Genomic DNA, 26,996 nt, shown 5'->3' with positions numbered 1-26,996 from the left:
CTACTCCTTCATCCAGGCCATTAAATGCTCATAGACTAAATCAACCGGCAGCCCCATAATATTAGGGTAAGTGCCCACAATCTTACGGATTTTCGCCAACCCGATCCATTCCTGAATACCGTAGGCGCCAGCCTTATCGAAAGGTTGACATTCATCCACGTACCATTCTATTTCCGACCGGCTCAGTTCGTTGAAATAAACATCACTTACACCGCTGAAGACCATCTCCCGTTGCCGGTTCATCAGGCAGCAACCCGTTACTACGGTATGCATCCGGCCAGACATCTTCTCTATGGTGGCAATCGCCTCGGCCCGATCCTTTGGCTTGCCGTAAATGATCCCATCAATGATGACTACACTGTCTGCCGTTAGCAGTACTTCGTCCTCCGTCTCCAGTAAATGCAGGGAGCCCTTCGCTTTAAGTTTCGCTAAATAGGGTGCGACCTCCAGCGCCGGCAGATCATCAGGATAAATTTCTTCCACGTCCGCCGTGCGAACCGTAAAGGGAATAGCGGCTTGCTCCAGCAAATAAGACCGGCGGGGAGACTTGGAGGCGAGGATGATGGTGGGGTATTTCATGGAGGCGAAGGTAATAGTCAAATAGTCAGGCAGTCAAACCGTCAAGCTATATTCCGACTGCTTGACTACTTGACTACATGACTCCCTGACTATTTGACTCTCTCACTCCCAGACTGTACCTTCGCCCCATGTCCCAATTCGTAGTTTCCGCCCGTAAGTACCGCCCCGTCAGGTTTGACGAGGTAGTCGGGCAGCAGCACGTGTCACAGACACTGAAAAATGCACTGCAGACGGATCACCTGGCACATGCCTTTTTGTTCTGTGGGCCACGGGGTGTTGGTAAAACGACCTCGGCCCGGATTCTGGCCAAAGTCCTTAATTGTCAGAACAGGACCGAAGACTACGAGCCCTGCAACAAATGTGACAGCTGTGTTTCCTTTGATGACAATGCCAACGTCTACATCCGCGAGCTGGATGCAGCGAGTAATAACTCCGTAGACCACATTCGTTCCCTGAACGAGCAGGCACGGATTCCGCTGGACAAAGGCCGCTCGCGCATCTTCATCGTGGATGAGGTACACATGCTTTCCCAGGCGGCCTTTAACGCCTTCCTGAAAACGCTGGAAGAGCCACCGCCGAATACGATCTTCATTCTCGCCACTACGGAGAAGCACAAGATCATCCCGACGATTCTCTCCCGCTGTCAGATCTTTGACTTTAAGCGAATCCAGCCGGTAGACATCATCGGCCACCTTAAGAGCATTTGTGCGGAAGAAGGTATTTCGGCCGACGAAGACGCGCTCCACATCATCGCCCAGAAAGCGGACGGTGCCCTACGCGATGCGCTGTCTATTTTTGACCGCATTGTTTCTTTCTCCGGCAAAGAGATCACTTACGATGGCGTAATCGAGAACCTGAACGTACTCGACTACGATTACTTCTTCCGGGCCGTGGATGCTATCCTTACCGAGAACCGGGGAGGTATGCTCCTGCTCTTCGACGAAATTTTGCGCAAAGGCTTTGATGAAGACCTCTTTCTGAACGGCCTGGCCGCTCACGTCCGGGACCTGCTGGTGTGCAAAGACGAAGCGACGCTGAAACTGCTCGAAGTCGGTGAAAAGCTCAAACAGCGGTATCATCAACAAGCTGCGCTGGCACCACCGGCATTGCTATTGACGATACTGGACATTGCCAACGACTGCGACCTGGGCTTCCGCATGGCCCGCAACAAGCGCCTCCACGTAGAGATGAGCCTGCTGAAGATGACCGCGGTGAAGCGGGCATTCCGGAACGAACCCACCGTCATTGCCTCTTCCTCCGAGGCTTCCCCGGCACCTGCGGCCGCGGCTGCTGAAAAAAAAAGCCCTGACGCCACCCAAACGGTAACGGCCACCGGCATCGCCGGCGGTGAAGTAGCGGATAAACCGGAGCCCGACCCAAAACTCGAAGCCCCCGCCCCAAGCCCGAAGCCTGAAGCACCTTCGTCTTCAGCTGCTGCCCCCGACGCCTATCAGAGCCTCGACCTGAATAACCTGATGGCGGAAATTGACGAAACGCCCAGTGCAATCACCCCCGCCACTAACCTGCCCGAGCTAACGCAGGAAACCCTTCAACACGCCTGGGACACTTTCCTGCGGGACAATAAGACCACCACCCTGGCACTACAGATCAAACTGGCCGTCCCTACGCTGGAGGGGGAAGAAATCATTGTCCGGATGGGGTCTCAACGGGTCATGGCCTCCCTGCGGGATGACGACACCTTGATCGCTTTTCTACGCGAGACCTTTCAGCGTCCGTCCCTGATTATGCTGCTGAAACTGGATAAAACACTCCGCACAGCCACCCAGCCCACCGTTAAAAAGCGGCTTACTGCTAAGGACAAGTTCCTGATGATGCGAGAGAAAAACCCGGCCATCGATGACTTGCGAAAGCGATTTGACTTAAGACCGGAGGAGTAGTACTGTAGTCTGGTAGTCTGGTAGTGGCTGCCGCAGGTTGGAAGGCACGCTGTTATGCAGCTGACCGCTCGAAGCTGCTTCGTAGCACAGCACCGGGTGAGCTTCGCTTCTGCCTACGGCGGTCAGCTGGAAACTCAGCAGTACAAACGCCAAAATGCACCCTCACCGCATCTTGCCGTCGTAACCAATCCATACATCATGTCTGATAAAAAGACGCGTCGGGAGTCCCCCGCCGTGAACGCCGGCTCCATGGCCGACATCGCCTTTCTCTTGCTCATTTTCTTCCTCGTCACTACTACAATTCAGGAAGACCAGGGGGTGCTGGTGCGCCTGCCGGACTGGTCAAATGATCCACCCCCACCACAGCAAACTCTCGATGAAAATGTGCTAACGGTACTCATCAACACGGATGACAAACTACTCATCGAAGAAGAAAACGCGGAAATAAGAGACATTCCAGGTCTGATCAGGGAGCACGTCATCTCTCCTAAGCGGGCGCCAAACGAGGCCGTCATCAGCCTCACCCACGACCGGGGCACCAGCTACGCCACCTACTTACAGGTTTACGATGCTCTGAAGGCCGGGTACCGCAGCCTCTGGGACGATAAATCCAACGAGCGCTATGGCAAAATTTACGCGCATTTGTCGCAGGCAGAGCAGAAGAGTATCCGGAACGAGATTCCGATGATCATTTCGGAGGCGGAGCCTAGTGATTATGAAGAGTAATGTAGTTTGGTAGTATTGTAGTTTGGTAGTAGCTGCCGCGAGGGGGAGGCACTACATTACTACCGGCTACAATACTACATTACTATCCCTCCAGCCGCGCAGCAACGGGCCCTGAAACAGCGGCAGCCACTACATTACTACCGACTACAATACTACATTACTATCCCTCCAGCCGCGCAGCAGCGGGCCCTGAAACAGCGGCAGCTACGACATTATTACCGACTACATTACTATCAATAACACTCCTTCAAGATCGCCTCCGCCATCAATTCATAGCCGGCGCTGGAGAAATGGATTCCATCATCGCTGAAAGCGAGGGCTTTGGCTCCGGGGTTTTGCTGCAGATCCACGAAACAGAGGCCCTCTTTGGTGGCCAGTTCGCGGAGTTGGCCGGTGAGTTGGGAGACGCAGGCGGAGACGCCCTGAAATTCGTCGGAGACAGCGGTGTTTTGGCCAGCCGGAGGCGGGCTGATGAGGACGATGCGGGGGACTTCCTGCCCGCGTTCTGTGAAAAAAGCACGGGTTCGGGTCACCAGGGTGGCGGCGTTGAGGATGATCTCAGGGTGGCGGTCAGCGAACTCGACTTTGCAATCGTTGGTGCCCAGAGAGATGAGTACTTCATCGATTTTACCCATTTGTGCGTAGCCTTTGCGCAGGTAGCTGGTGAGATTTTCCAGCGAGTTGTATTCCAGTTTATTGCGCCAGTTGAAGCCTACGGTATTTCCGCCCAGGGCGGTGTTCACGAGGGGGCCACCGCCGCGGGTTTCCTGCAGGGCGTAGACCCAGCCTTTGCCGGCGCCGTTGCTGTCACCGATGACGAGCAGGTGTTTTTTCGAAAGGGAGGGCGTGCAGCTCAGGAGGCTTAGCAAAAGACCGAGGGTAAGAAAGCGGAGGCAGTTCAACATCGTTCGAAGGAGATTCATGGGTTGGGCGCCGGAGCGCGGGTGCAAGGTAAGTTGGAAGAAGCTTTGTTCGTTAGAAGAACGTTCTGCGCACCCATTTATGTTCCAGGGCGCCGAAGGCGGCCAGTAGCAAGGTAAACACGGCTCCCCGGATGTACCACTTTGCACCTGCGTCCGCGCCCGCAATGGTCCAGTTATCCGCGCCTTCCAGCCTGGCGGCCAGCATCGTTGCGCCGAGGGCCAACAGCAGGTACAAGCCAATGCGGAGGAGAGGATAATCCACTGGGAAATATTTACGGGAGACAAACCATGCCAGTATACACATTACGGCATAACAGGCCAACATGCCCCAGGCGGGCGCCCAGATGGTTAACTCCGCTGCGTAGCGGGCATTGATGAAATAGATGATAATACTGCCAATGAGCGCGATGCCACCACCCAACCAAGTGCGATCCGTAAGCTTGTAGGCAATCGAAAAATTAGCGTACAGACCAAAGAGGAGGTTAGCACACAGCAATACCGGGAGAATGACCAGACCGCTGTGATACTCAACCGGTACGATGAGTGAAAGCCAGGGCAAAAACAAGAGAATACCCGCGGAGGCAAGGGTGGCAATCAAGCCATAGGCCCGGCAGGCATCCGCATAGATTGTTCGGTCAGCCGTGGCCAGATCCTTCCCGGTTTGTTTGAAGAAAAATGGCTCGGCGGCGTAGTTATAAGCCGTAATGAAGAGGTTCAGTATAATGGCGATTTTCATCGCTGCACTGAACAGGCCGGAGTACGTGAGATTGTCTATCATCGACCCCGTACCGGCTAGTTCCTTAAGCATTGTTGGCCCCGACTGAGCATTGTAAATGCCCGCCACGGCAACCAGCGTCAGTGGAGCGGTATAGCTGAAAATGGTCTTCCAGCTGGGTACTTTATTGACATTTTCCGGAAGAATAGCCGGAAAATCCATCGGTAGCTTCTCCTCCGCAGGCCTGGTAAAGGTGACATAAGTATCGATCGTAAGTGCCAGGAAGCGTGCCAGCGAAGCAATACAGACTGCAGCCAGATAGTAACCCACTTCATGCCCTGGCCGGTAGGTCCAGGGAGTATAATTTTCGATAAGCTGGGGGTACTTCGGCAGAAGGTATAACAAGAGGAATACGAAGAAGATATTGACGATAACATTGCCCAGATTAACGGCCACAAAGAACCAGGCCCGCTCAAACTGCCGGAGTCTGGCCAGTGGCACCGCAACGACGACATCCAAAAAGATAGTCAGCATCACCAATAGCACGTAGGGCACCTGATTTTCATACCCCAGCCAGGTACTGATAGGCTTAGAAAAAACCATACCAAGCAGCAAAAAAGCAAGGCCAATGCGCTGAACAAGACCATCTAACCGGCTAAAAACGGCTCCCGGATGATAGTCTCCCCTACTCGCGAAACGAAACAGTGCCGTATCCATCCGGAAAACCAGCAGTGCAATTAACCATCCGGTCCAGAACATTAAATCCGCCACGACTCCGAACTCTTCCCGGCTCATCAAGCGGGAAATAAAGTAGGTTACCAACACAAAATTCAGCAGCTTTCCAAGCACATTGCTCAGGCCGTAGATCATCGTTTCACTACCGAGTTTACGTAGGGACATGGGGCGAAGGTAGGGAGTATGGTAGTATTGGTAGTAGTGATAGATTGATAGTAGCTGCCGCGTGAGGATATGCGATATGCGATAAAATCGAACACCTCCCGTAAAACCCCAAACAGAACGATATATTTAACACCCTCGGACAGTCCGTAGTCCCGACAGGGACGAGTCTGCGGCTTAGCGAGGTACGCAAGAGCGGCGTAGCCGGCGATGGAGTGCCTCGCGTGCGTGCGGGGGTAAAATGAAGAACACTAGCGATTAACCTCCGGAGGCCTCCATTATCGCTTCGATCCGGCCAGCGGCTTAGCCCTCAAACGACGACCAGCACCGTCCATTCGTCGAAAAGCCGGCCTGACCCGGCGATGAATCTTTACATTTGAGCCGTTATGGGAACTCTTGAAAACTTCCGGGTCGCTTACCGCAGTATCCGCGCTAACATGCTACGGGCTTTGCTGACGATGTTGATCATTGCCGTCGGCATCATGGCTCTGGTCGGTATTTTGACGGCGATTGACGCGGCGATCTACTCCTTATCGTCCAATCTCTCCAGTCTGGGAGCCAATACCATCGAGATCAATCGGGTAAGTACTTCCTTGCGGGGAAACCGGGGGCCACGCACCCGGTCTGCTCCCTTTACCTACGATCAGGCGACGGAGTTCCTGGAACGCTACGACTATCCTTCTGACATCAGCATCAGCTTCTTCGCAACGGGTGCCACCGTGGTGAAACACGGGGAAAAAGAGACCAACCCCAATGTTGCCTTATTCGGGATGACCACGAATTATCTGAACAGTAAGGGCTACGACATTGAGTTTGGCCGCAATTTCACGGATCGCGAAGTCAACGAAGGAAGTAATATTGCCATCATTGGACACGACCTGGTGGAAGATTTATTCGGTGGGAAAGCGTCTTCAGCTCTTGGCAAAGAGATCACGGCAGGCAACTTGCGATATACCGTAGTAGGTTCCCTGAAGAGCCGTGGCAGCAGTATGAATACCAGTCAGGACCGCCGCGTCCTCATCCCGCTACAGACCGCTAAACGCTACTATGGGAGTAACCGGACGAGCTACGACATTCTCATTGCCATCGATGACCCTACGCGGGTAGAAGCGGCGATGGCGGAGGCGACGGTAACGATGCGTAATGTCCGGCGGCTGCGCGCCGGCCAGGAGAATGACTTCGAGGTGGAGAATAGTTCCGACCTCGTTAGCATCATCAAAGACAATACCGTCACCCTTCGCCTGGCGGCCGTCAGTATCGGACTAATGACCCTGCTCGGTGCGGCCATCGGGTTAATGAACATTATGTTGGTATCGGTAACGGAGCGTACCCGGGAAATCGGCGTACGCAAGGCCCTTGGAGCCACCCGCCGCAACGTGCTCCTGCAGTTCCTGATTGAAGCTATTGTGATCTGCCAGTTAGGCGGTATCCTGGGTATTCTTCTCGGAGTTGCCGCAGGCAACGGTGTGGCGATTGCTACCGGAGGCAACTTCATTGTGCCCTGGCTTTGGATCAGTATGGCCTTTGTGGTTTGTACGGTAGTCGGCCTCCTTTCCGGGCTGTACCCCGCCATGCGGGCGGCAGCGCTCGATCCGATTGAGTCGCTGCGCTACGAGTAGACGCAACGCGCTTTCCTCTTAGAGAGTCGGTTCGCTCCTTTTCAGGCAGAGAGCACACGAAAGACGGTATTCCGTTTATGAAACATTGACCGGGAACACTGTCTTTTATGGCTTCCTAAGCAACATTTTCATCGTTTTCCCAACCATCGAAGAGTTAAACAACTGGACGTCTCTACGGAGTACAATAAGTTTTCATTCCTTGAGAATAAGTCACCTATCGTCGTCTTGATGCCCTAAAAGCAGAAGCGCGAAGCGGCTGTCTTAAAGACAAGCGCAGCGCGTTTTCGCTTACTGAGTTTTACTTACCAACCGCATCACCGACCGATAGTCATCATCCTCCTCTCCGTCGAAGTCCCAGTCAACGATCCCCGTCAATGTTAGCAGATTGTTCTCCAGCTCGTGTTTGTAGTATAGCGTTTTATTGGGCTCAATGACCAGCAGGCTATCGGTTCCCTGAATTTTCCAGAGGCCGTTGACGATGTCCGCTACCTTACCATTTTTCATCCGGTGCGTACGCACCAGCTTTCCATCGGGTGTAAAAACCGTTTGAGCGGGCCTTACGCCGAAGTACTTGCCCCAGTCTCCTTCCCGGATAGTCTGATGAACAGTAGTATCTACTCCTTGGTAGGTGGGGGAATGGACTTCAATTTCGATCGTTTCCCAGGTCCCCAAAATGTCCTGAGAAAGATCGGGCTTGGCAATTTTCTCCGAGTCAGTGTCGGTGGAAGCATTCTCACAAGCAAAGAGGAGAATTAAACTGCAGAAAAGTAAAGTAGACATTCGCATAGACTGGCAAAGATAGAAAGCTGTTCACACTTTCGTACCCTTATTCCCCCTTCTTATCCTTACCTGTATATTTGTCAAAACCTTTCATCCCATCCAAAACCTATGCGTTCAGGCCTGATTTTACTGTTGCTATTATGGTCAGTGACCAACCTTTCCGGGCAGGATCAGGAAGTGATGGATAGCCTGCGCACAGATTTGGAGCTTCATGCTGTGGGGGATAGCCTGCGGTTTAACACCCTTAGCCAGCTCTGGCTAACTACCCTGAATAACGACCTGTTGAGCTCCGTCGGTTTTGCCCGACAGATTATTCGGGAAGCGAAAATCACTAAAAACGACGAGTGGACGGCCGTCGGCAATCGGGTGCTGGGCATCAACCTGGATTACATGGGCGAAAGCGACAGCGCCCTCTATTACTACACTCTTGCCCGACCCTATTACCGGCAAACCGACAATCTGCTGCAAAGTGGTGTATTACTTTTCAATACGGCCATCATCCATCAGGGAGCCGGCCGGTATGACTCAGCAAAACACTACCTCTTACTGGCTGATAGTTGCTTCACCAACCCCAAACACCTTCGCCAGCGCAGTGCCGTGAATAAGCTCACAGCCACCATTGCCCGGGAACAAGGAGATGAGGCCGAGGCCGTTAAATATGCCAGTTCTGCTTTTGAGCTCGCCCGGGAAGCAGGTGACAGCGCCCGAATGGCGGATGCGGAGCAAGAGATTGCCTTTGCCTATCAAGCCCTGAATGATTACGGTACTTCGGCGGAGTACTTCCTGCGGTCCTTGAAGTATTACGAGCGGACACATGACTATTACTTCGCAACCGTTTCGCTGATAAACCTGGCTACTTGCTACCAGGCCATTGGTGATTTTGAGAATGCCATTCAATACGGAGAGCGTGGCCTCACCTACATTGAAAATGGTGGCATGGGAGACCTGGAGATCGACATTCGGAACATCCTGGGCAATGTCTACTGGTCCGTTGGAGATCATACCAAAGCTGAAGACCAATTCGTCCGGGCGGAAAAACTACTTCGCAAAGAAGAAGACCGGAGACTTCGGGGAGAAGTGCTTACCTACCTTTCCGGTGTACAGCTGAACCTGAACAATCTGGTGGAAGCCAGACGCAATGGACTAGAAGCCATCGAGATTGTCACGGAACAAGGCCGGCTCGAATTAGCGCACAAGGGCTACGGTCAGCTGGCCATCATTTCCCGCAAGCGCGGAGACTATGAGAAGGCCTACGACTATATGGTTTTACGACAGGGTTTTCAGGACAGCCTTTACCGCAAGGAACAATCGGATAAGTTAGCCGAACTCACGCTACTGTTTGAGAAAGAAAAGAAAGATCGCCTCATCAGTGAGCAGAAGAGCCAGCTGGCCTTGTTGGAAAGTCAGGCAGAAGTGGACCGGCTACAGAAAACTGCTCTGGGTGTCGGTCTGGCTGCCTTATTATTCTTACTGTTTGCCGGGGGCTATAGTTACCAGCAACGCGGGAAACGACAGCAACTGGAAAAGGATCAGCTGGCCATTAAAGTAAAGAATCAGCAAAAGGAGCTGAGCACTCACGCCCTGCAAATGGCACAGAAGGGACAACTTCTGGACCAACTTGGTGAAGAGTTACAACAGATTCGGGGCGAACGCCCCGACGACCGAAAAAAGCTCGACGGTATGCTTCGGGAGTTAAACTCCGAAGAACGGATCGATACGGACTGGACCAATTTCCGGACTTACTTCCAGGGAGTACACGGAGACTTTGAGGAGCGGCTAAAGCTTGCCGCCAACGCCTCCCTCTCCCCCCGCGAGCTGCGGCTCGCAGCCCTGATCAAGATGCAGCTCAATAATCAGGAAGTGGGCTCCATACTAAGTGTAACGCAAGACAGCCTCTACAAGGCTAAGTACCGTCTACGCAAGAAGTTGCCCGCAGCAGGAGAAGGCGAATTGGATGGATATATCCGCTCGCTGTAAAACAACACATACAACTAGTAATCAATAATTTAAGCAAACGCGTCCGGCTTTTGTCCGGTACGGAACAGGGTGGATGTCCGGCATACGTCCGGCCCCAAAAATAGTTTCAGGGGGGCTTTCGCATGAGTTTTGTGGAACAATCAGGGTTCGTCCGTTCAGGTATGATCGGAAGGGCTGAATAATTCAACACAAATACCTGCTGTTATGAAAACCTTCCTTTGCACCTGCGTCTGCGCCGCCTTCTTACTCTTCACCAGCGGCTGCGTCGTATCCGACGACCCAATTACCCCCATGCCGGAACCTGATCCGGAACCCATTTCCCTGCGCACCGGCCTCATCTTCCACACCCCTTTCTCCGGTAATGCTGACGACATTGCGCTCAACGGTATAGCAGGAACCATTACCGGAGCAACCCTGACCAGTGACCGACATGGCAACCCTAATGAAGCCTATCGCTTTGATGGCGTTGACGACGTGATCAATTACGGGAACCCCGCAGATTTTGGCTTCGGCGGTGCAGCGACTTACACCATGGCTGCCTGGGTAAAGCTCGAGGATAGAGGTGATGATCAGCGTAACACAATCATTTCCAAATTCAATGGCGGCGTTGCCGCTGGCTGGTACCTCGCAGTAAACGCTAACGAAGAAATTCAAGCCTACCGCAATGTTGCTCCCTGGTCTGTTTCGGGAGGAAGTAGCGTCCCCTATGGTGAGTACGTCCACGTGGCTGCCTCTTTTGATGGTTCCAACTTCTCCGTCTGGCTCAACGGCGAACTGGATGGCACCACCGTTTTCAGAACTCATCCCAATGACCGCAATACCGATATGTTGATTGGCGGAACTTTCAACCGTAATGTCCTGGTTCCCCTGCTCAAAGGCACCGTTGACGATATCCGCATCTACAACCGGGTGCTCACTGCCGAAGAACGCACCTGGCTGGCCACACACTAAGGTTTAACCTTGATTGACCCGCGCCCCTCCCAAACGGAAAGGTATGATTTGGGACGGGGCGTAGGGTTGATTTGGTAGTCTCGTCGTCTTGTAGTCTACCGCATTTTGGAGGCATTGGAGAAATACCGTATAGCTTTTTGTGCCGCCTACAGCACATGGCCGCCTACAATGTGCGGCAGCCTACAAGACCACCAAACTACAAGACTACCTCCCCCCTGTCCAGTAGATGTCCACCCCCTCCTTTAGGTAAAACACCCCCGAAGAGCCCATCTTCGTCACCAATCAATCAAGGTTCATCCCTTAACCCGATATGAAAAACTTTTTCTTATTGCTACTGGCGCTGTTGCCGGTAGCCTGGCTCGGCGCGCAGCCGGAGTCCGACGTTTGGTTCTATGGCTTCAAGGCTGGCGTTAATCGTCACCAGATTCAGGATGTCAGCACCACCATTATCCCTGAGGTGTTTCCGACGGAGACCTACACCACTGAGATGGTGCCCGCTCTCGGATTCACCGGCGGGGTCACTTTATATCATCGGTTCTATGATTCCCGCTTTGCGGTGCAGCCAGAGATACTGTTCAGTAGCCGGAGCAGTGACTTCAACTATACGGACATCCGCGACCTGGAGTATTCTATCCGCTTCGGTTATCAATACGTCAGTCTGGGCGGCGTCATCAAGCTTTACCCTGCGGCCGGCATCAATTTCGGTGTTGGGGCGCAGGCGGCCTTCAACGTCGCGACGGATCAGTTAAAGTACACCTCTAACATGCCGGAGTTAGGCCCGGACCTGCAGATTCAGCAAAGCCTCCGGGAAGTCCTCATCGGAAGTAATGACATCAACCTGCTCTTTCAGGCGGGCTATGATTTCAACTTCGGCCTGATGCTGGAGGCCAGATATATTCTTGGCCTCAGCGATGTACTGGAAACCCGGGCCAACGGCTTCAACTTCATCGAGAACAGCAACCGGAGCAGCGGCTTTCAGATCACGCTGGGCTGGCTGATCGAATTTCCTTAGGTATGAACTTCTTTCTATCAACCCCAGCGAAGGACCTCGAAGCGTCCGCAACACGACGCGTAGCGGCGTTTTTGCGGTCCTTTGAGCGTCCGGCAGGCTACCGGCTTTGTATCGGCATCCTCTTCCTCACCAGTCTCCTCGCCAACGCCCAACCCCTCCCCCCCGACACTACTGGCCTTCCCGCGCGCTACCTCTTCACGGTTTACACGCCCCTATCTGCGGCGGAAACCCTCGTTTGGCACAACGAAACCGTTTCGCTGACGACCCACCGACTTATCGACAAAGCAGACTCGACGGAAGTAAGATTCCCCGCAGCTTCAACGGCTTTGCTACGGACCTACGTGGATTTGGGCGCTAACGCAGGTGCCGTGCAGGTTAATGAAGCAATGGACGCTCCCACCATCCTCGAGCATCTCTCCTACCCCGACCTCCTTTCCCCCGCCCAACGCCAGCTGACCGAGTCTTATCTGGCCATCAGGCACGGCCTGACGCTCCATCAATATCAACCCACCAATTACCTGGCGCCCGCAGCAGAAGGAGGCACCTATCCGGTATGGACAGCAACGGCCGAGCGTGATTTCCGCCACCGTATTACCGGCCTGGCGCTTGATGATCAGTCCCACCTGAAGCGATTACAAGGTAGCTCCGTACTTGCTCCGGACCTGTTACAACTACAGTGGGAGGAAGCTCCCCACCAAACTGCCTACCTGCTACTGGCCGACGATGATTTACCAACCGCCAGAGAACCCAATGTCTCCCCTGACGGAACCCAGCGCCTGCAACGCCGCTGGCGGGTGCAGGCCACGGGAGAGGCTAAGCCAACAACCCTGGTGTTTAGTCCCCAACAGCTCTTCGCCCGGGCGCAGCCAGGAGAGCTTTGGCAGCTAATCCTTCGGCAGGCGGACGGTTCAGAGGCCATCTTCCACCCAAGCTCCGCCAGTCGCAAAGCCCTCGTCTTTTCGGGTATTCACTTTCCGGAGGACACCGTCTCCTACCTCCAGCTCGCGCTGGCATGCAACAATTGCCAACGGCAGGCGACTACCATTGCTACAGACTTCGTCTCTTCCGTTGAGCTGAGTCCCAACCCCGTCAGCCGCAACGAGCCCGTCCAGCTGCGCGTAGCGCTGCGCGAAGCCGCCGCCCTCGTCATCACGGCTTATGACGCCTCCGGCAAACTCGTCTTCCAGCACCCCACCCTGCCCTCCGCCAGCCACCACCTGACGGAACTCACCTTCCCCGCTCCCGGTCCCTACACCCTGCACCTGCGTCCGCGCCTGAAGAGTCGAAAAGCCCCTCAGCACACCCTTCGTGTAATCGTCCATTAACACGTTTCATCCTTAACAACACCATATCCAAAAATCATGCGTAAAATCTTATTTGGAAAAACGCTTAGCGTTTTAATAAGCCCCTCCCCCGTGGGACCGCCGAAGGCAGCCGCGAAGCGCACGGGTTGGGGAGGGGGTTTCCTATTACTCCTATTCTCCTTCACCCTCTCCGCCCAAACACCCAGCACTCCCGCCCCCACCTATCGCATCCTCTCCGAAAACGATCGGCCTCCGGCCGCTCACCCTGCCGACGGTATCGCCCTCATCGAAGCCCCGACCTCCAGCCCCATGGGCGGCGCGAACCTCGACTACCCCATCAAACTGCCCCCCGCCCGAAAACAGCACGCACCGGACCTGAGCATCGGCTATTCCAGCGACCATCTTCACGGCTGGCTGGGGCGTGGCTGGGACCTTAGCCTGCCCACCATCGACGTGGAAACCCGCTGGGGCGTTCCCCGCTTTGACGCTACGACGGAAACGGAGACCTACCTGCTCGAAGGCAGCATGCTCGCTCCCGTTGCCCACCGGGGCGAAAGCCGGCCGCGCGCAGCCAACGTCACCTTTAGCCCAAGGGTAGAATCCGACTTTCAACGCATCACCCGCCACGGCAACTCGCCGAAAAACTACTGGTGGGAGATTCAGTATCCCGACGGCATCGTGGAATACTACGGCGGCAACCCCGATGGTTTGATCCCCACTGCCCATATCCGGGATGCTGCCGGCAACATCGCCAGTTGGGCGCTCGTCCGCTCCACTGACGTACACGGCAACCGGATCGACTATCACTACCTGACCCAGGCAGACAAGGGCCGAGAAAGCAGTCCCGAAATAGGCACGAATCGCTATCCGGACCACATCACCTTCAACGGTTTTGGCAATGAGGCAGGTCCCTGCCAAATTCGTTTTGTCCGCGACCGGCAGCTGGGCGAAGCCCGGCGGCCCGACGTGCGCGCCGACTACGCCGGCGGCTACAAAATGGTTACGGCTGACCTGCTACGCCGCATCGAAATCAGCTATCGCGGAGAGATGATCCGTCACTACGAGCTCGGCTATGAAACCGGCGCCTTCCGGCAAAGCCTGCTCTCTTCCATCACCGAATTTGGCAGCGACGGCAGCGAACTGGCCAGCCACGCTTTCGACTATTATGATGAAACCGACGGAGCCTTCTCCGCCTTCGGCCCCACCGAGACCTGGAACGCCGGGCGGGATAATGTTGAGGGAGACATCCTTAACCCCATTCCCGGTTTTACCGGGGAAATTTCGGCCCTGGGCGGCTCAAAATCCACCAGCCAGCAGGTGGGGGCGGTAGCAACCGTTGGGCCCATCGGGCCACTGGCCTCAAAGGAATTTACCGTGGGAGGCTCCTTCGGTTCCGGCTCCAGCGAGGCGAACGGGATGCTGTCGTTTGTTGACATCAACGGCGATTTGCTGCCCGACAAGCTCTTCCGCCGGGGCAGCGAACTTGTCTGGCGTAAGAACCTCTTCGGGGAGGGCTCGCCAACCTTCGGGCCGGTGCGCCCGGTGAACGGTATCGCTGACTTCAGCATCGTCTCCACTTCAGAAACCAATTTCGGTTTCGAGGCCAACATCACGCCCTTCTTCGCCGGCTACGAGAACACAACGGCGCGGACGTCCACCACGACCTACTTCAGCGATTTCAACGGGGATGACCTCGTTGACATACTCCACAAAGGCAAGATTTACTTTAACCGCCTGAACGGTAACGGCGACCCGACCTTCACGCTCAGCAGTGGCGATACGCCGAGTCCCATCATCAGCGGTGCCGCGCCCGACGGCGACCTGGTGACCGTTGACCCCGCAGAGCAACAGGCCTTGATTGACGCTACGCCCCTGCACGACGTCGTGCGCAGCTGGGAAGCACCTTTCACCGGCACGGTTCGCATTAGCGGAGACATCCGCCTGGTGGCCCAAAGCGGCATTGATGAATACGAACGGGAAGACGGCCTTCGCGTGAGCATCGAGACGCCCCAGTCCTTCATCAGTGGGCAACGCCTTTACGAGGCAAACATCCCGGCGAACGACTATGCCCCGAGAACACCAACGGGCGTCAATGCCATCAACGTCGTTGCCGGCCAGCGGATTTACTTTCGCGTGCATTCCATTTTTGACGGCGCTTTCGACCGGGTAGCCTGGGACCCCGAGATCACCTACGTCGGGCAAGACCCGACGGAAACCGACGTAAACGGACTGCCGCTTTACCGTTACCGCGCCGGCGAGGATTTCCTACTGGCCAGTTGCCAGACCGTAGCCATGCCGATTGCCGGACGGGTGGACCTGACGGGAACGTTCACCAAACCCGCTTTGCGCGACAGCCTGCACCTCGAACTCCTCCGCAACGGCCAGGTACTTTTCACCCACACCTACGCACCAGACAGCGTGGTGACAGATCAACCGATTGAATTCCGGAACTTCCCGGTCGGGCAGGACAATCAGATACAACTGCGCATGCGGTCCTACGCTTCGGTCGACTGGACGGCACCGAAGTGGACACCGCTACTGACGTATGTGAGCGCCGACGATGGCACTTCCGTCATTAACGACGAGGGAGAGCCCGTCTACAGCTACTGCCCGGCCATCGATTACACCATGCGGACGAAACTTCTGCAGCAGCCCCGCGTCTGGCGGCCGGCGGCAGACTCTTTCCGGTATACCTACAACCTCAACTATGGCTTTAACGGGATGCTGACCGTTGATTTTCAGGACTTCTCCCTGGCCGTTCGTGGCCGGGACACCACCTATTTACAGCGGGACACCTTGCTGGCACTAGGGGGCGCAATCGCAGGTGCAGTGGACTGGGATGGAGGCTTTGCCGTGGAGCCGGGAGACAGCGTCTGGATCGAGGTCTTCGGCCCAGCCGCCCTGGAGGCAGAACTAAACAGCAGTGTATTCAGCCTGAGCCGTAACGGAAACAATGTACCCGTCACCCTGGGCGTGCACCGCAAACGAACAAGCGACGAGATGATCTTCGGGCCGCAGTTTCGTGGTTGGGGGCAGTTTGTTTACCGGGGTGCCGACGGAGCTGGCGCACTCCCCATTCAGGATCTCTTGCTCCGGCTCCCAGACCCCGACATCAACGAGGAGGACATTGAGGACATCGAGATTGACCCGGACAACCCGGACTTCAGCGACTTCGAAGACCTGGCCGATGACCCGACCAGGGAACAGTTCATCGTGATGGTGGCTGACCCCAAAGAAGCAAGCTGGCGGGGCTACGACGACCTGACCCTGGTGGGCCGCGATTACCTGAGCAGCTCCCGTCTGGGCGAAGACGACGTCATCCTGACACCCGACCTCGGCACCGGCGGCTCCGCGCCGCCACTGACCAGCATCGCTAAAATCGAAGCCGTAGCTGCGGGTGCCGGCTTCGGCCCCGCCAGCCTGGCCGGTTCCATTGCCGAAAACACCACCACCAACCTGCTGGAAGTGATGGACCTCAACGGTGATCGTTACCCAGATCTGGTGACGCCAACCCGCGCCCAGTACACCACCGTATACGGAGGATTGAGCGACCGTTCTACTACCCACGGCTTCGGCAACCACGTTGCGCACAGCCGCGCGGTGGGCGGCACGGCCGGCGGTAAGTTCGTTGACTCAAGCCCGACCAACTCCGGAGACGGCAGCGGTAAAGGCAGTCGCAAGCGATTCCGCAAAGCCAAAGCAGTGAGCAAAAACCAGGGCGCTAAGGCGCAGTCGGCCAACGAGTCCGCCGAAGCCGGTGGATCCATCAGCCTGTCCTTTTCCGTAGACAATGACTACACCGAGCACAGCTGGCTCGACGTGAACGGCGATGGTCTGACGGACAAAGTCTGGGACAACGGCGACGTAGCCTTCAACTACGGCTACCGCTTCGGGGCGCGCGAGAACTGGGGATTCGCCGATATCCGGCGGGGGCAAAGCCAGGACTTTGGCGCCGGCGGCGGCATCAATATCAGCAACAACTCCTTCGCGGCCGGCTTCGCGATCACGCGAACGGACAACTACAGCTCCGCCGCCCTGCAGGACGTCAACGGCGACGGCCTGGCTGATGCCCTGAGTTACGACCCCGACACGCGGATGCTCCGCGTAGCCCTCAACCACGGCTCCGGCTTCAGCAATTACATCGACTGGGCGCGGCTGGACCAGAACTTTGACAAAGGTGACGCGACGGCGGAGTCCCTCAACTTCGCCTTCACGGTTTGCATCCCGATCTTTTTCATCCGCCTGTGTGTAAACCCAAGTGGATCGGCAGGCCGGGGCGTTAGCCGGGTGCTGAGTCAGTTTAACGACATTGACGGAGATGGCTTCCTGGACGAAATACATTCCACAACAGACAATGAACTGAAGGTTCGTCGTTCCACCATCGGTAAGACGAATTTGCTGCGGGAGGTACGTCGCCCGCTAGGGGCAACCATTGAAATGGACTACGTGGCGGCGGGCAATGATTACGGCCTGCCCTTCCCGAAGTGGCTACTGGAGGAGAGCCGGCTAAACGACGGCGTTGACGGAGACGGACCCCGCTGGCGTAAGACCCGGCACCACTACGAATCGCCCGCCCATGACCGTCACGAGCGGGAGTTCCTGGGCTTTGGCAAGACCATCGACGAAGAGCTGGATACGGAAAATGGTGACGTTCCTTACCGGAAGACCGTCATTGAATACAGCAATGCGAACTACTACAACCGGGGCTTGCCGCAACGGCAATACACGGAAGATGCTGACGGAAATCGCTACCGGGAGACCGTCTTCACCTACCTGATCACCAACCCCGAGACGCAGACCGAGCTACCACTCAACCTGCTGGCCAGTGACCAGGGTCGAGCACTACCGCTGTTAATGGAGAGAACGGAGAACTTTTATGAGGGTGGCCCTACGGTGGCATTGAGCCGCCGGACGGCATTCCTCTACGACAGCCTTGGCAACGTACTGAGCAGAATAGAATACGGCGACGGTACGCCGGAAGATGAACTCCGTACGGATTACGTCTATCATCCCTTCGGCGCCACTTATCTGGCCGGGCAGCCGCAGTCGATCAAAATTTATGGGGGCGGGGAACTGCTCCGGCACAGTGAGACGGATATTGACGGTCGAGGTAATGTAATGCAGTTAAGAAAGTTCCTGGCCGAAAACACGGTGGCCGTGCATGACTTCACTTATGATGAATGGTCGAACGTACTGACGGCCAGCCGGCCGGCCAACGAGGCCGGGGAACGGATGACCTACACGTATACCATCGACTCGGTGGAGCACCTATTTGCCATCAGGACAGAAGACAGCTACGGCTACTCTTCAACGGCGGAGTATGAATTTTCCTACGGGCAAATGCTGATGGAGACCGACATTAATGGCCACAGCATGAAGTACAAGCTGGATGCTCACGGTCGGGTGGAGAAAATCAAGCTGCCCAAAGATTCCGTTTACAGTTTTCGGTACCGCTATTTCGAAGGGGCTACCCCACCCTACGCGATGACGGAACGCTTTGATCCGCTGACGGAGTCGGCGGTACCGAGTTACACAGTGCTGGATGGTCTTGGCCGGATGATTCAGCAGCAGCACCTTGAGGTAATTGACAATGCTGAGCGACTCGTTGTAACCGGAGAAGTAGGGTACGATTCCTTTGATCGACCAGTAACGGAGGGCTATCCCCGGGCCAGAAACACCGCTGTCTTTGGTTTTTCCACTGCACCTGCGTCTGCGCCCAAAGCCACTTCGTCCTTCGATGTACTGGATCGGGTAACAACGCTTCGCATGCCTGACAACTCCGGCAGCACGATGGAATATGGCTTCGCCACCGACCCGGCGGGTAAACTACGCTTCCAGGAAAAAATGACGGACGCCCTTGGCTTTAGTGAAACAACACTGATGGATGAGCGCGGTCGTCGTCAGGCTTTCATCCGGGAAGCAGACACGACCTCCATCACGACCCTTTTCACCTACAACACGCTTAGTGAACTGCTGTCCGTGACGGATGCCGGGGGCTTTGTGAGCAGCTATGAATACGACCGTCTGGGCAGGCGCATCGCCAGCACCCCCGCCGACGGCGGCCGCACGGACCTGGTCTATGACCTTTCGGACAACCTCGTCCGTAAGCAAACACCCAACCTCCGGGAAATTCTCGGAAACGACGGCTTTATTGAGTACGACTATGACCACGAAAGGCTAAGGCGCATCACCTATCCCATCAATTTTCAAAACAAGACGGAGTTCAGCTACGGGGCGCCAAGCGCCCGATTTAACCGGGCTGGCCGAATTGTGTTACGACAGGATGCCAGTGGCGGTGAGGAGTATTTCTACGACGAACACGGGATGCTGCGCAAGACCATCCGTACGATGCTGATCAATGAATCAACGGCCCGAACCTTCGTTAGTGAAATTATCTATGACAGTTGGGGGCGGGAGACCGCCATGGCTTATCCCGACGGAGAATGGGTCAACTATGGCTACAATGCTGCCGGTAAACTTAGCAGTATGCGGGGAGAAAAAGACGGCAATACCTATGACTACCTCAAGCACATCCAGTACGATGCCTTCGGTAGAATGGTGGGTAAAACACTGGGAAATGACAGTGAAGAAACCATCACTTTTGATCCCTTAAGCCAGCGGCCGTCCAGGCTTAGCGTGCGTACGGATGGCTCGCCCCTGCAGGATCTGAGCCTGACCTACGATGTAGTTGGCAACCTGGAAACCAGTGAACAAAGCGTTGCCTCCATTGAGGGGCTTGGAGGCAGTCACCGGCAGCAGTTCGCTTACGACCCACTGCACCGGTTAACGGAGGCAACGGGCAGCTACCAGCTGGCTGACGGGGAAGAAAGCTTCAGCTATTTTATTGATCACGACGATTTGTACAATCAAAGCCGGCGGGAGTTAGCCCGGCAGAAAAACGGAGAGCCGGACCTGCTGAACAGCTTTGATCAGCGCCTTAGCCCGGACCCCGCATTCCCGCATCGCATCCAGGAACTCGGCGGCAGAGCCTATGATTATGACGCCAATGGCAATTTGCTTGGCTATCAGGGTGAAGCCGGGAGCTACCGCTACCAACAGGCCCGCTGGGATGAAGAAAACCGCATGATGGAATTTAGCGACAATGGTACGATTAGCCGATATACCTATTCTGCGGACGGCGAGCGGGCCATCCAAAGCCAGGGAGCGATGAAGGGGGTATTTACGGACGGTGCCCCGGCGGGCTTCATCAGTCATTCCGGTAATTACGTCGCCTACGTTTCTCCCTTTTTCACCTTTACGGAGAGTAGCTTCACGAAGCACTACTTTATCGGAGACCAGCGGATAATGACCAAAGAGGGGACGGGTGAGTTCAATAATACTTACTGGTATGCCGGAGGGCTGACGGCGGGTGATTTGAATTATACCGCCCGGATGGATGATCTGACGCGAACGGTCTGGAACTATTATGTTGCATTGGGTCTGCCCCCCGGCCCACCTACCCTGCCCGGCTACTACGGTCAACCGGGGGTTACGGGAGATCCGCTGCCAACCAGCGAAGGAGGTATTTTCGGCTCACAGCCAGGCTTTGGCGTTCCCGGCCCCGGTGGCCCGCCGGATACCGCGGGCCCTCCCGGCCCGCCGACCTGGTACGCCAGTCCGCCGGAACGCGACAGCATCGGCGCCGGATATGGGTATGAAGGCTACGGGGTCTTTCCGGAGGTGGTGGCTTCTTACTACCACGGAGACCAGCTGGGCAATGTTTGCTGGATAACCGACCAGCGTGGGAAGCCGGCAGCCTACCGGGCCTATCTTCCTTCCGGTGAAGTATTGACCCGACAGACGGTAAAAGCCCCGCCGCTGGACTATAACTTCAATGGTAAAGAAGAAGACTCCGCCTCCGGCCTGAACTACTTTGGTGCCCGTTACCTGGAGCCGGAAACGGGGCGATGGTTGAGTATGGATCCGTTGGCCGATGAGTTTCCCGGGCACAACCCCTATGCCTTCGGACTGCACAATCCACTCCGCTTTACCGACCCTGACGGACGGGAAGCCTTTGATATGTTTTCCAGCCCCTTGGCGGCCGCCATTGATTTCTCCCGCATCTACAATGAACGGTCCATCTTCCACAACTACGAGTTCGGCACCCTGATCTACAAACAGCGTCTTAACGGGCAGGACGTATACTTCTACGATGACCCGGTGACGGATCTGGATGATAGCGGCGTTTCCCTACCGGAACCCAAGCGCTTTGGAAAGGTGGTCGCTGACATCCACACCCACAGCCGGATGGAGCCCAACTCTGACGGCTATCTGGAGCACTCCGACACCGATCTGGATGGCAACGACCGTGACCGTCGGCCTGGCTACGTAGCTAACCCCAAAGGGCAAATCCGTAAATACGATCCACGAACAGGAGAGATCAGCATCGTCGCCACCGGCCTGCCGCATGATGAGTTGTTCTACGGACCAGAGGACCCTAGCACCTCAAAAGACCGGCACTGGCGGCGGATGAACCACCGATCAGTCTCCGGACGGACGGGCACCTCCCACACCCGCAGGCAGAATCGCCGGAACGGCCGTCGGTACGCTGGCCCGCCGCTGGCGGGCGGGCGGACGGGGATCGATCCCCGGAAGCGTTGGGGCTGGCATGCGGCGCTGAAGCGCCGCCCGGTGCGCCACGCTCAGCGTCGGTAACGCCGGCCTTCCGCGCCCGCAAGACTCCAGTATCTTTAGTTGCCCGGACGAAGGCCTAGCCAATGATCAAACCGCGCCATTGCCACCCCCAGTTCGGCCAGCGAGACACAGGAATAGACCATTCTTAGCCAGCCGCGTTGGGGGCTGCCCATCCCGACTGGCGAAGTGAGCAGGATCCCCGTCTTATCATAGACTTCACGCCACAATGCCAGTTCGGCCTCCTCGGTATCGGCAGTCAGAAAGGCCGACAGGTCAAGCCAGACAAAGAGGCTGCCCATGGCCCGGGCGTAGGCAATGTCATGCTTCCGGAGCACCTGAATGACCGTTGCGTAGCTATCTGACAATCGCTGCGTGTTCGCTCTAACGAAGGCGGCCACCCAGTCCAGGTCCGTAAAAATTTCGGCCATCATCCACTGTGTGTGGTTGGAGGTCATGGAAGTGGACCCATAATTACTCCAGGCCTTCAGCAAATCTTCGTTGTAGGTGTAGGCCATGCCGAGGCGTAAGCCGGACAAGCCGAAGTCTTTGGAAATCGCATACCACCAATGCAGGTAAGGGCTCTTTTGCTGCTCCAGCCAGCGGAGGGAGGAAGTAAACCATCGGCGTTCGCCATAGTCATCGATCAGATCGTCGTGATCCTGGTCGATCATGGATAGTGCGTAGATTTCATTAAAGACAAGGTGAATTTCCCGCTCGACACACCAGTTGCTGAAATCGGCTATTTGCTGCTCCGTATAGACCTGCCCCGTCGGATTATTGGGCTGGGTAAGCAGCAGGACGCGGAAGCGGTCTCCCAATTCAGCATGGGCCCGGTCGAGGTCGTCGGTCGTCAGTTCGTAGTAAGTTGGGAAGGCGTAGTTGGCGCTGTTCGCGTCTTGTTTACGGAGCGCGGGGCCGCCGGATGCAGAGGCGGTTGAAGGCGCAAGGTGAAACAGGTCGTAGCGCTCAAGCTCTGCCTTATTGGCGATGTCCGGGGTATAAGCCATGTACGCCGGGCCGGGAATGACGACGACGTCTCCGGGGTCGCCCAGCAGCAGGGCGCACATTTCGATGACCGCCGCGGCTCCGGCGGCGATGGCGAGGCGCTCCGCGTCAAGATCCACACCAGCGAGGAAACGCTTTAAGAGACCAGCGGCAGCTTCCCGCAGCGGTGGCGCGCCCAGGATGGCCGTGTAGCTTGGCACCCAGTCGGGGATCGGGCCTGCGGCCACCTCCCGCAGCTTAGCTTCCATCTCCTTCCAGTTGAGAATATTTTCTGCAATGCAAAGAGTAAATACACCATCGGGGTTTTCGCTCTCGTCGTAACGGTTTTCCATGGCTTCGTAGAAGAGGTCAAGATCGGCACGGAGGGGTTGGTTGATGGCGCGCTTACCGCGCTTGGACAGGAGCATTCTAGAAGGTTATGGGCCGTAAATGTAGTTCGGCTCAACGGCATTCACACTGCCATAGGGCAATAAGGCTGTTCAAGGACTGATTTACAAATGCACCACAAATGATTAAAAGCCCGGTTCCGACGGTATAGAAAGAAGCTATGGTGCCTGGCAGGCTTTCCTTTCCTGGTCGTTCTGCTTACATTGCTTACCATGAGAACTTCCCTTGCACCTGCGGTAAGCGCCCTGTTATTACTCCTTTTGCTGGCCTCCTGCACGGGCTCGCCTGAAACCGCCTCTGGCAACGATGCGCCACCCAATGTCCTCTTCCTTTTCACCGACGATCAGACTTATACCTCCATCGCCGCTCTCGGCAACGAAGAAATTCGTACACCTAACATTGACCGGCTCGTAGCCAGAGGGACCAGCTTCACCCACACCTATAATATGGGAGGATGGAATGGCGCTATTTGCATGGCCAGCCGGGCCATGATCAATTCCGGCCGCTCGGTCTGGCGGGCCAATGAGCTCAGTGATCACTACCGGACGGGAGACACCACCCGCTATCATCAAAGCTGGGCCCGCCTGCTCCGTCAGGCAGGGTACGCCACTTACATGAGCGGCAAGTGGCACGTCAATGCGCCCGCTGAAGCCCTCTTCGAAACCGTCCGCCACATCCGCCCCGGCATGCCACCCGACGGGTGGCAGCACCACAAAATGGTCGCCCTCTACAAACGCCACGGCGGTAGCCCGCCGCTTGACTCCGTCCTCGCCCTCCAGCCTCCCGGCTACAATCGCCCCCTCAACGAAAACGACAACAGCTGGGACCCCACCGACAAGCAGCACGGCGGCTTCTGGACCGACGGCAAACACTGGAGTGAGGTCCTCGCCGATGACGGCATCGACTATCTTCAACGTGCCAAAAGCGACGATCGCCCCTTCTTCATGTACCTGGCCTTCAACGCGCCCCATGATCCCCGGCAGGCTCCTCCGGAATATGTAGAGATGTACACCCCCGGTGAGCTTAGTATTCCCAACAGCTTCCAGCCCCTCTATCCGGATAAAGAACTGATGGGGAACGGACAAGACCTCCGCGACGAAGCGCTCGCCCCCTACCCCCGCACCGAACTGGCGGTTCGGAAACACAAACAGGAATACTACGCCATCATTACCCATCTTGATGCTCAGATCGGGCGCATCCTCGACGCCCTGGAAGCGAGCGGTAAAGCAGATAATACCGTCATTATTTTCACCGCTGACCATGGCCTTGCCATGGGCCGCCATGGCCTGATTGGCAAACAGAGTCTCTACGACCATAGCGTCCGGGTACCCCTGGTACTCGCCGGCCCGGGCATCCCGGCCGGGAAACGGATCAGCACTGACGTCTATCTTCAGGATGTCATGCCCACTACCCTGGAGCTTGCGGGCGTGGAAAAGCCCGATTACGTCGAATTCAACTCTCTCCTTCCCCTGCTGGAAGAGCCCGATGCCGGCAAGATGGATGGTGTTTATCTGGCTTATGTCGATTTCCAACGAGGCATCCGTAAAGACGGCTACAAACTGCTTCTTTACCCCAAAGTACCCGCCATAAAGCTCTTCGACCTCAGTAAAGACCCCGAAGAAATGAACAACCTCGCCGCTGAGCCCGCACAGGCCGATCGGGTCAGGGCTCTCTTCGCCGACCTACGGGCAATGCAGGAAATGATGGGGGATGAGCTGGAATTACAATGGGAAGACTATCAATGACGCTGTGTGGGCACCATCAAATTGTCCCCCACGACCCAACTATCATTACTATCTTTCTCCTATGTTTTCCAGCCTGCAACACTTCGACGTAGCCCAACGAATTTTGATGGGATACATGGACTATTATTACCGCTTCAAACTGATCACGAAGCGGGCCAGAATTCGCTTTGAACGGCAAGACTGGCACGGCACCCAGGCCGACGCCCGGGGCAGAATTGAACTCTACCGGGACATCGTTGGCAACACTACCGAGTCCGTCGTTGAGGTACTGGCGGGCATGAATACGGAGCCGGATTTCTGGCAAAAAGTTAAAGGGGCTTTTTCCGAAGACATCGTCGACTTCAACACCCGCAACATTGCGGAGACTTTCTACAACTCCGTCTATCGCCACTTTCACCAGGTTGGCGCTGACCCCGGCCTGATGTTCGTTTCCCGTACGGGTTCCTACCGGGAAAACCGGGAAACTTCAAAGATTAGTGTAGGCTATACTATCGGGACCTTCCGCCTCGAAGATCTGGTGTCGGATATGCTACGGCATTTCCCCTTTGATGCAGCATGGGACGATAAGGAGCGTGACATTCATCTCGTTGCGGAACGCTGGCAACAACGGCTCGATGAGTGGGGCGGGCGTTCCCCTACGGACCGGCTGGAGGTACTCACTTCTGTTTTTTACCGCAATAAATCGGCTTACATCGTTGGTCGCTTCTTGAAAAATGGCCGGGTTCACCCCTTTATTCTGCCCGTGCTGCATCCTGATGGCCGTGGAATCCTTATCGATGCCTTACTGCTGGAAAGCGATCAGGTAACGTCCATTTTCAGCTACCACCGTTCTTATTTTCTGGCCGATATTACGGTGCCCAGCGATATGGTCGACTTCCTGCAAACCTTTATGCCCACAAAAGCGATCAGTGAATTATATAACGCCATCGGCTTCGAAAAACACGGAAAAACCGTCTTTTACCGGGAGCTCAGACGGCACTTTAGGAAGACGGCAAAGGGGGCGCGGCCGCAGGTGCAGGGCAACGGTTTGGAGCAGGGTGCGGAGCCCTTCGTCACGGCTCCCGGCATCGCCGGCATGGTGATGTATGTCTTTACTATGCCGTCGCTAAACATGGTTTTTAAGATCATCCGGGATAAGTTCGCTCCGCCAAAGCAGGTTACACCTGCCATCGTAAAGGCCAAATACGACCTCGTAAAACGCCACGACCGCGTAGGCCGGATGGCGGACAGCTACCTCTTCGAGAAACTCTCGCTACCCCTTGACCGCTTCGACCCGGAGTGTTTGGAAGAACTCCGCTCCACCGCCCCTTCCAAAGTAGAAATTACGGATGACTCTGTGCTTATCTCCCACGTCTACGTAGAGAAAAAAATGACGCCGCTTAACATCTTCCTGGAAAATGCCAACGAGGAGATGTGCCGAAAGGCCCTGCGCGACTACGGCCGGGCCATCAAGCAACTCGCCGCCGCCAACATCTTCCCCGGAGATCTGCTGCTCAAAAACTTTGGCGTTACCCGCGTCAAAAGAGTGGTCTTCTATGATTATGACGAAATCGAACTGGTAACCGATTGCAACTTCCGCTTCATTCCCGAAGCAAAGACTTACGAGCAGGAAATGGCCAGCACCCCCTGGTACACCGTTCGGCCCAACGACATCTTCCCGGAAGAATTCCCCGGTTTCCTCATGCGGGCGGGCGCCAACCTCAATTACCTGCGTGAAAAGCATGGTGATATCTTCGACGCCAACTTCTGGAACGACGTTAAGCAACGGCTCCTGGCCGGTGAGATAATGGATGTTTTCCCCTATCGGACAGGGCACCGGTTTTTGCAATAAAGACCCTACCTTG

Annotated in this window: 15 protein-coding genes; 10 read left to right on the top strand and 5 right to left on the bottom strand. The window is 55.9% G+C overall.

The features are described from left to right. A complete protein-coding gene (locus BM123_RS11380) occupies positions 1–579 on the bottom strand; it encodes a Maf family nucleotide pyrophosphatase (RefSeq protein WP_090168445.1) in 579 nt (192 codons plus the stop codon). Positions 580–707: 128 nt separating this feature from the next. On the opposite strand from BM123_RS11380, the gene dnaX reads away from it, so the two are divergent. After that, entirely contained in the window at positions 708–2,477 is a 1,770-nt protein-coding gene (dnaX, locus tag BM123_RS11375) for a DNA polymerase III subunit gamma/tau (protein WP_090168443.1), read from the top strand. 54 nt (positions 2,478–2,531) lie between these two features. Continuing rightward, a complete protein-coding gene (locus tag BM123_RS11370) occupies positions 2,532–3,203 on the top strand; it encodes an ExbD/TolR family protein (RefSeq protein WP_245748518.1) in 672 nt (223 codons plus the stop codon). Positions 3,204–3,436: 233 nt separating this feature from the next. Here BM123_RS11370 and BM123_RS11365 read toward each other — a convergent pair whose 3' ends face one another. Then, complete coding sequence (locus BM123_RS11365) at positions 3,437–4,126, bottom strand: SGNH/GDSL hydrolase family protein (RefSeq protein WP_090168440.1); 690 nt, start codon at positions 4,124–4,126, stop codon at positions 3,437–3,439. Positions 4,127–4,178: 52 nt separating this feature from the next. Then, positions 4,179–5,741 carry a lipopolysaccharide biosynthesis protein gene (locus BM123_RS11360; protein ID WP_139211853.1) on the bottom strand — a complete coding sequence of 521 codons (1,563 nt, stop codon included), beginning with the start codon at positions 5,739–5,741 and terminating at the stop codon, positions 4,179–4,181. A gap of 383 nt (positions 5,742–6,124) precedes the next feature. Here BM123_RS11360 and BM123_RS11355 point away from each other — a divergent pair, with 383 nt between their 5' ends. Then, on the top strand, positions 6,125–7,357 hold the full coding sequence (locus tag BM123_RS11355; RefSeq protein ID WP_090168434.1) for an ABC transporter permease: 1,233 nt from the start codon (positions 6,125–6,127) through the stop codon (positions 7,355–7,357). A 288-nt stretch (positions 7,358–7,645) separates the two neighbouring features. Here the strand turns inward: BM123_RS11355 and BM123_RS11350 are convergent, their stop codons facing one another. Continuing rightward, entirely contained in the window at positions 7,646–8,137 is a 492-nt protein-coding gene (locus BM123_RS11350) for a hypothetical protein (RefSeq protein WP_139211852.1), read from the bottom strand. Between the two features lie 108 nt (positions 8,138–8,245). Here BM123_RS11350 and BM123_RS11345 point away from each other — a divergent pair, with 108 nt between their 5' ends. The 5 genes from BM123_RS11345 (at position 8,246) to BM123_RS11325 (ending at position 22,036) form a co-directional block, all read left to right on the top strand. Further along, complete coding sequence (locus BM123_RS11345; RefSeq protein WP_090168430.1) at positions 8,246–10,114, top strand: tetratricopeptide repeat protein; 1,869 nt, start codon at positions 8,246–8,248, stop codon at positions 10,112–10,114. 204 nt (positions 10,115–10,318) lie between these two features. Then, on the top strand, positions 10,319–11,065 hold the full coding sequence (locus BM123_RS11340) for a LamG domain-containing protein (RefSeq protein WP_090168428.1): 747 nt from the start codon (positions 10,319–10,321) through the stop codon (positions 11,063–11,065). Positions 11,066–11,375: 310 nt separating this feature from the next. Continuing rightward, positions 11,376–12,077 (top strand): porin family protein, encoded by a 702-nt coding sequence (locus BM123_RS11335; RefSeq protein WP_090168426.1) that lies wholly within the window; start codon positions 11,376–11,378, stop codon positions 12,075–12,077. A gap of 2 nt (positions 12,078–12,079) precedes the next feature. Beyond that, complete coding sequence (locus BM123_RS11330; protein ID WP_139211851.1) at positions 12,080–13,402, top strand: cupredoxin domain-containing protein; 1,323 nt, start codon at positions 12,080–12,082, stop codon at positions 13,400–13,402. Positions 13,403–13,438: 36 nt separating this feature from the next. Next, complete coding sequence (locus BM123_RS11325) at positions 13,439–22,036, top strand: SpvB/TcaC N-terminal domain-containing protein (RefSeq protein ID WP_090168420.1); 8,598 nt, start codon at positions 13,439–13,441, stop codon at positions 22,034–22,036. Positions 22,037–22,071: 35 nt separating this feature from the next. Here BM123_RS11325 and BM123_RS11320 read toward each other — a convergent pair whose 3' ends face one another. Then, positions 22,072–23,427, bottom strand: coding sequence for an aminotransferase class I/II-fold pyridoxal phosphate-dependent enzyme (locus tag BM123_RS11320; protein WP_090168417.1), 1,356 nt, complete (start codon positions 23,425–23,427; stop codon positions 22,072–22,074). 192 nt (positions 23,428–23,619) lie between these two features. On the opposite strand from BM123_RS11320, the gene BM123_RS11315 reads away from it, so the two are divergent. Continuing rightward, complete coding sequence (locus BM123_RS11315; protein ID WP_090168413.1) at positions 23,620–25,152, top strand: sulfatase-like hydrolase/transferase; 1,533 nt, start codon at positions 23,620–23,622, stop codon at positions 25,150–25,152. A gap of 61 nt (positions 25,153–25,213) precedes the next feature. Beyond that, entirely contained in the window at positions 25,214–26,983 is a 1,770-nt protein-coding gene (aceK, locus tag BM123_RS11310; RefSeq protein WP_175489339.1) for a bifunctional isocitrate dehydrogenase kinase/phosphatase, read from the top strand. The last annotated feature ends 13 nt before the right edge of the window (positions 26,984–26,996 follow it).

This window comes from Neolewinella agarilytica, assembly GCF_900110645.1.
GTDB lineage: Bacteria > Bacteroidota > Bacteroidia > Chitinophagales > Saprospiraceae > Neolewinella > Neolewinella agarilytica.
The sequence above is the reverse complement of the archived record's forward strand: the minus strand, read 5'-3'. Positions and strand labels throughout refer to the sequence as shown.